Origin of the sequence: Streptomyces beigongshangae (assembly GCF_019710745.1) — a bacterium.
In the GTDB taxonomy this organism is placed as follows: Bacteria; Actinomycetota; Actinomycetes; order Streptomycetales; family Streptomycetaceae; genus Streptomyces; species Streptomyces beigongshangae.
In genome coordinates this window covers 1-323 of record NZ_JAHKJW010000209.1, presented here as the reverse complement: position 1 = coordinate 323, position 323 = coordinate 1, and the positions used below count along the sequence as shown (strand labels likewise).

The following is a 323-nucleotide window of genomic DNA, read 5'->3' as shown; positions in this document are numbered from 1 at the left end:
GGCCCGCGGGTGGTGTGGGTGATGGTCCCGGCGGGTGCTGCCACCCAGGGCGTCATCGACGAGCTCGGCGGGCTCCTGGAACCGGGTGACGTGGTCGTGGACGGCGGCAACTCGCGCTGGACGGACGACGAGAAGCACGCGAAGGAGCTGGAGGCCAAGGGCATCGGCTTCGTGGACGCCGGTGTCTCGGGCGGCGTGTGGGGCCTGCAGAACGGCTACGCGCTGATGGTGGGCGGTCAGGCCGAACACATCGCGAAGGTCCGGCCCGTCTTCGACGCCCTCAAGCCCGAGGGTGACGCGGGGTTCGTGCACGCGGGCAGGGT

1 protein-coding gene is annotated in these 323 nt (G+C 71.5%); it reads left to right on the top strand.

What is annotated here, in order from left to right:
- On the top strand, nucleotides 1–323 hold a 323-nt coding region (locus KM933_RS38880), incomplete at both ends, for an NAD(P)-binding domain-containing protein (RefSeq protein ID WP_260334854.1).